Source organism: Anoxybacillus tepidamans PS2, from assembly GCF_000620165.1.
GTDB lineage: Bacteria > Bacillota > Bacilli > Bacillales > Anoxybacillaceae > Anoxybacteroides > Anoxybacteroides tepidamans_A.
This window is the reverse complement of record NZ_JHVN01000042.1, coordinates 1-4,574: the sequence shown is the minus strand read 5'-3', so window position 1 is coordinate 4,574 and position 4,574 is coordinate 1. Positions and strand designations below refer to the sequence as shown.

Here is a 4,574-nt window from a genome sequence, read left to right as displayed (position 1 = left end):
TGGAAGCGGCCTTTCGTGTGCTTTTGCAGTTCGCTTTTTGAGATGCTGCGCTGCGGCCGTATTGTAAGGAAGTATTCTTTCGCGAGCCGGAGGCACTCATTCCAGACGCGGGCTGACTCTCGGTTGCAGGCCCATAGCCGTTCGAGATCCCTCTTGGAGGCACGAAAGGCGACTTTTTGACCGCGGAGCATCGTCATTCCTCCCTTTCTCTGCATTTTGGCTAAGACGATTATAGCACATATGTTCTGTTTAGAAAAGCCAAAACGCCCGATTCATCTCCCACCTACATTCCATTTAGAGGTGGGAGACTTCTCGGTGAATGTGTTAAAAATCGTGTCTTGTGACAACGAACTGAATGACAACACCAAATGGATCGCGGATAATGGCATAGCCAGAGCTGAAGGAGTTCGCCTGAAGCGGCACTAATACGGTAACGTCTTTATGCTCAGTAACGGCATCATAAAGCTGTTGAATCGTGGTGTGATCTTTCGATTGTATGCATAAAGAAAAGCTATTTCCTAGTTGCCATGGTCTTGATGGATCGGTCGCTTCTTCGGCGATCATGATTTTATTTTGTCCGATTTCTAATACCGAATGTGTAATATATTCATCTTGCCCCTCGCTATATTCAAAAGCAGGATCCATTTCTTTCATTTGCTTATAAGTCACTTTTAACAAAACCTTGGCATGTAAATACTTCTCGTAAAATGCGATGGCATTCGCCGCCTGGCCGTTTAAAGATAGAAACGGAATCACTTCAAAATTCATACGGTTCCCTCCTGTTTTTCATTCATTTGTGTCGATCCGCCAATAAATCATGCAACCTACACCATTTAAGTGATCAGTGCATTTTGTAGTATATAATAAAAAGGTGACAGAATCCGGCACCGATAGAGGAGATTTTTATGAAAAAGGCAGAAAGATTGAATATGATGTTAAAATTCATCAATCAAAAAAAGCGGTTTACTTTAAGTGACTTGATGGATGAATTTAAAATTTCAAAAAGGACGGCTCTCCGCGACATCGCATCGTTAGAAGAAATGGGAGCGCCCATATATGTAGAGTATGGACGGAATGGTGGATATTATTTACTAGATCAAGTAAAATTACCGCCCATATCTTTTAGTAGCCAAGAAGTGTATGCTCTTTATATTTCGCTTCAAGTATTGGAGGGGTTTATGGATCTCCCGTTTCAGGTCACCTATGAATCAATTCATAGGAAATTCAATGATGCTTTAAGCGATCAGCAAAAGGAGAAGATCAAAAGAATCAAAAATAGGGTCGTATTTTATCAAACGAAGCAATTAACCAAATGTCCGTGTTTAGAAACGATGATGACAGCCATTATCGAAAATAAAGTTTTGAAAATTCGTTATCGCGATGCCGTGCGATTCATCCAGCCGTTAGTCATTTACGCATTGAAAGGGCATTGGTATTGCCAAAGCTTTGATATGGAAAAAAGGGAATACCGCGTCTTTCGCTGCGACCGAGTCCTGCATGCGGAAGTGACAGAAAAAGAACCTTTGAAAGAGCTTGAAGATGTTACGATGTTAAACAGCCACGCTTTATGGCAGCCTTCCACGAAGGCCATCCCATTCAAATGTTTGTTGGATTCTAGCGGGATGGAAATATTCCAAGCAGAGAATTATCCTTCCATGCGGCTGGTTCAAGAAGGGGAGCATACGTATTTAACAGGAACTTATGAACCAAATGAATTGAATTTTATTGTCAGCTACTTAAGCCGCTTTGGCAAGTCGTTAAAAGTGCTCGAACCAGCGGAATTAAAAAAGCATATGAGGGATTATTATATTGATTTGATCAATAATTTATGAATAACCATGAAGCTAGGTATGCTTTATCATAGGTTCGCTATTTGCTAAAAAATCTATCACATGTCTAATTGCAATATGCTGGTCACCTGCCAAATAGGATACAGATTTAAGTTCTTTCCAAAAATAATTGAACTGCAGCCCTTTATCCGCTCCCGATGATTGAACGGTATGTGACCATTTGTCTTTTTTTATATCTGTCAAAACTATAAAGAAATGTCTTTTTTGAAATTCTTTCTTAATCTTATGGTAATATATCTCGGATAAAATTTCTGTGAGCACAGTTGCATTCTCTATGCCTGCTTCTTCTTTAAGCTCTCGCAATACAGCACTAGATAAATCGCAATCGTAGGATTCCACTGTTCCTCCAGGGACTTGGATGCCTGCTTCGGGAATATCCTGGTGCTCAAATACTAAAAGCTCCCAACCTTTATTGTTTTTTCTTACTACATAAGCTAAAACCTTTGTTTTTAGTTTATGATTCATCTATTTTCCCTCCTAATTTACATAAATGATTGTTACATCGGTTCCGTTTTTCAGTTATTGCATTGATAAATAGAAATGTAAAAACCCTAACCTCATCATATAGTACATCATCATTGAAGGAATATAAGATAAGTAGCCAAGACAGAAAAACTATAGAATCATCCCAACTCGTTTAACCCGCTTAGGAGGAGCCGATTTTTATATTCCTAGATTTTCTAATGGTATAATAGATGTTAAGTGAAGATCAAGTGATGTTCAAAAGCTGTTGCATAGCGAATGCCTTTGATCCTTTGTATTAAAACCAAATACAAACGCAGGCTTCAATTCGGTGTCATTTCCGGAAGGCTGGGACCGCTTAGTGCCTGAACTAGCTGATATTCCGAATGTTCATGTCGTTACGAAAAGACAATGGGGTGCGTTTTATGGTACGGAACTTGACTTACAACTGCGCCGCCGCGGAATTGATACGATTGTCCTATGCGGTATTTCGACTTCCAGCGGTGTGGACACTACAGCGCGCGAAGCATACCAGCATGGCTACAAGCAAATTTTTGTAGAGGATGTCATGACAGCTTCAACGAAGGAAGAACATGATTATGTTTGCCAATACATCTTGCCGAGAATCGGCCAGATCCGAACAAGCCAAGAAGTGGTTGATCTTCTTGTTGAATAGTTACGTCTGAAAATTGTAGAGTGACTATACATTTTATTCTATTAAAAAATGCACGCTATGAGTTAGAATGCAAATAACTCTAAGCGTGCGTTTTTTATTCAGGTGAAACGAATAAAGTATTGGCGCTTATTTCTCTTTCTTCGACGATGGATTATAAGTAAAGTAGTTAGGAAAGTGCGCTTATTCTAAACCAATGGACAAAACTGCATTGTTTAGGAGATCTTCTTATACTCGTTGCTTTTTTCTTTGCTGGCTTGAGCTCGGTTCATTAAATAGAGGGGAATTTTTTGATAGGCTGTAACCTTTGATTTCGTTTATAATAAACTATGTCCCACGTAAACAGGTTGTTTTTTATGTGGCTAGAGTATTCTTGTTGTAGTGTTTTGAAAATAACTGCACTAGTGCTCACAATCATGTATATTTGCATTCTTTAGGATTAGGGGGAATCGGGATATGTTGCAAAAAGCGTTGACGATCGCTGGCTCCGATACAAGCGGCGGCGCTGGCATTCAAGCAGACTTAAAAACATTTCAAGAACTCAATGTATACGGAATGACGGCTCTTACCACGATTGTGACCATGAGTCCGGAAAATTGGCAGCATCAAGTGTTTCCAATTGGCCTCGATGTGTTGGAATCTCAATTGAAAACGGCGTTTTCCGTCGGTATAGATGCCTTAAAAACAGGGATGCTTGGTTCCGTCGATGTGATCGAATTAGCGGCGTCTTATATCGACAAACACGATATGAAGCGGGTCGTCATTGATCCTGTGATGGTGTGCAAAGGGGAAAATGAAGTCCTTCATCCTGAAACAGCCGACGCTTTACGTGATGTGCTTGTAAAGCGTGCTCTTGTTGTGACGCCGAACTTGTTTGAAGCAAGCCAGCTCGCAAAAAGCGCGCCAATTAAAACATTGGACGATATGAAAGAGGCGGCTGCTGTGATTTATGAAAAAGGCGCAAAATATGTATTAATTAAAGGCGGTAAGCAATTGCAGCACGAAAAAGCGATTGATTTGTTGTATGACGGAAAGGAATATCGTCTGTTTGAAGCGGAAAAAGTAGATACAACGTTTAATCATGGCGCAGGGTGTACGTATGCGGCTGCTGTTACGGCGGAGCTTGCAAAAGGCCGTACGGTTGAAGATGCTGTTGGATTGGCGAAGCAGTTTATTTCCAAGGCTGTGCGTCACGGCTTCCGTCTTAACGATTTTGTCGGCCCGGTGATGCATGCGGCTCATCGTCGTTTATGAACCTCTCCCACCTACATTTCATTTAGAGGTGGGAGTTTCTTACCACTCGATCGAAGAAGCTTCAGCGCAGAAGAAGGTGGTCTTCTCCTGCTCGATAGGAGTATCGGAAGTCTTCTCGACCGATTCAGTAAGCAACATCGGTCTGTCACCGATGGGGCGGTCCAACCCATCTACTACTTCTTGCTTATGCAATCCGTAGATACGTGAGCGTCGTTGGCACATCCCAAGGAGCGATCTCTTGATGGAGCGCCTTGCTCAAAATGTTGCGGGCGCCATGGACGTCTCGATGTGCTTCGTACCCGCAAGAACAGGCAAAGATTCGTTGGGAACCTTTT

6 protein-coding genes and 1 pseudogene are annotated in these 4,574 nt (G+C 41.6%); 3 read left to right on the top strand and 4 right to left on the bottom strand.

Features of this window, described 5'->3' with window-relative positions; genetic code table 11:
- Together N667_RS19650 and N667_RS0117325 are read right to left on the bottom strand one after the other, a co-directional pair.
- Positions 1–191: pseudogene (locus N667_RS19650) on the bottom strand (RNA-guided endonuclease TnpB family protein); the annotation flags it as partial.
- 133 nt (positions 192–324) lie between these two features.
- Positions 325–768: a VOC family protein gene (locus N667_RS0117325; protein WP_027410664.1), complete on the bottom strand. Its 444-nt coding sequence runs from the start codon at positions 766–768 to the stop codon at positions 325–327.
- 137 nt (positions 769–905) lie between these two features.
- Between N667_RS0117325 and N667_RS0117320 the strand changes: the two genes are divergently transcribed.
- A complete protein-coding gene (locus N667_RS0117320) occupies positions 906–1,832 on the top strand; it encodes a helix-turn-helix transcriptional regulator (RefSeq protein ID WP_027410663.1) in 927 nt (308 codons plus the stop codon).
- A gap of 12 nt (positions 1,833–1,844) precedes the next feature.
- On the opposite strand, the gene N667_RS0117315 is transcribed toward N667_RS0117320, so the two are convergent.
- Positions 1,845–2,315 carry an NUDIX hydrolase gene (locus N667_RS0117315; RefSeq protein ID WP_027410662.1) on the bottom strand — a complete coding sequence of 157 codons (471 nt, stop codon included), beginning with the start codon at positions 2,313–2,315 and terminating at the stop codon, positions 1,845–1,847.
- 328 nt (positions 2,316–2,643) lie between these two features.
- On the opposite strand from N667_RS0117315, the gene N667_RS18980 reads away from it, so the two are divergent.
- Positions 2,644–2,988, top strand: a complete 345-nt coding sequence (locus N667_RS18980) for an isochorismatase family protein (RefSeq protein ID WP_332248981.1) — start codon at positions 2,644–2,646, stop codon at positions 2,986–2,988.
- A 453-nt stretch (positions 2,989–3,441) separates the two neighbouring features.
- Positions 3,442–4,239 (top strand): pyridoxine/pyridoxal/pyridoxamine kinase, encoded by a 798-nt coding sequence (gene pdxK / locus N667_RS0117305; RefSeq protein WP_035099285.1) that lies wholly within the window; start codon positions 3,442–3,444, stop codon positions 4,237–4,239.
- 184 nt (positions 4,240–4,423) lie between these two features.
- On the opposite strand, the gene N667_RS19645 is transcribed toward pdxK, so the two are convergent.
- Positions 4,424–4,558 (bottom strand): zinc ribbon domain-containing protein, encoded by a 135-nt coding sequence (locus N667_RS19645; RefSeq protein ID WP_156936158.1) that lies wholly within the window; start codon positions 4,556–4,558, stop codon positions 4,424–4,426.
- Between the last annotated feature and the right edge of the window lie 16 nt (positions 4,559–4,574).

Bases quoted from the DNA above. Each gene is read 5' to 3' on its own strand.
- N667_RS0117320 (WP_027410663.1), top strand. From the start codon at position 906: ATGAAAAAGGCAGAAAGATTGAATATGATGTTAAAATTCATCAATCAA.
- pdxK (WP_035099285.1), top strand. From the start codon at position 3,442: ATGTTGCAAAAAGCGTTGACGATCGCTGGCTCCGATACAAGCGGCGGC.
- N667_RS0117325 (WP_027410664.1), bottom strand. From the start codon at position 768: ATGAATTTTGAAGTGATTCCGTTTCTATCTTTAAACGGCCAGGCGGCG.
- N667_RS0117315 (WP_027410662.1), bottom strand. From the start codon at position 2,315: ATGAATCATAAACTAAAAACAAAGGTTTTAGCTTATGTAGTAAGAAAA.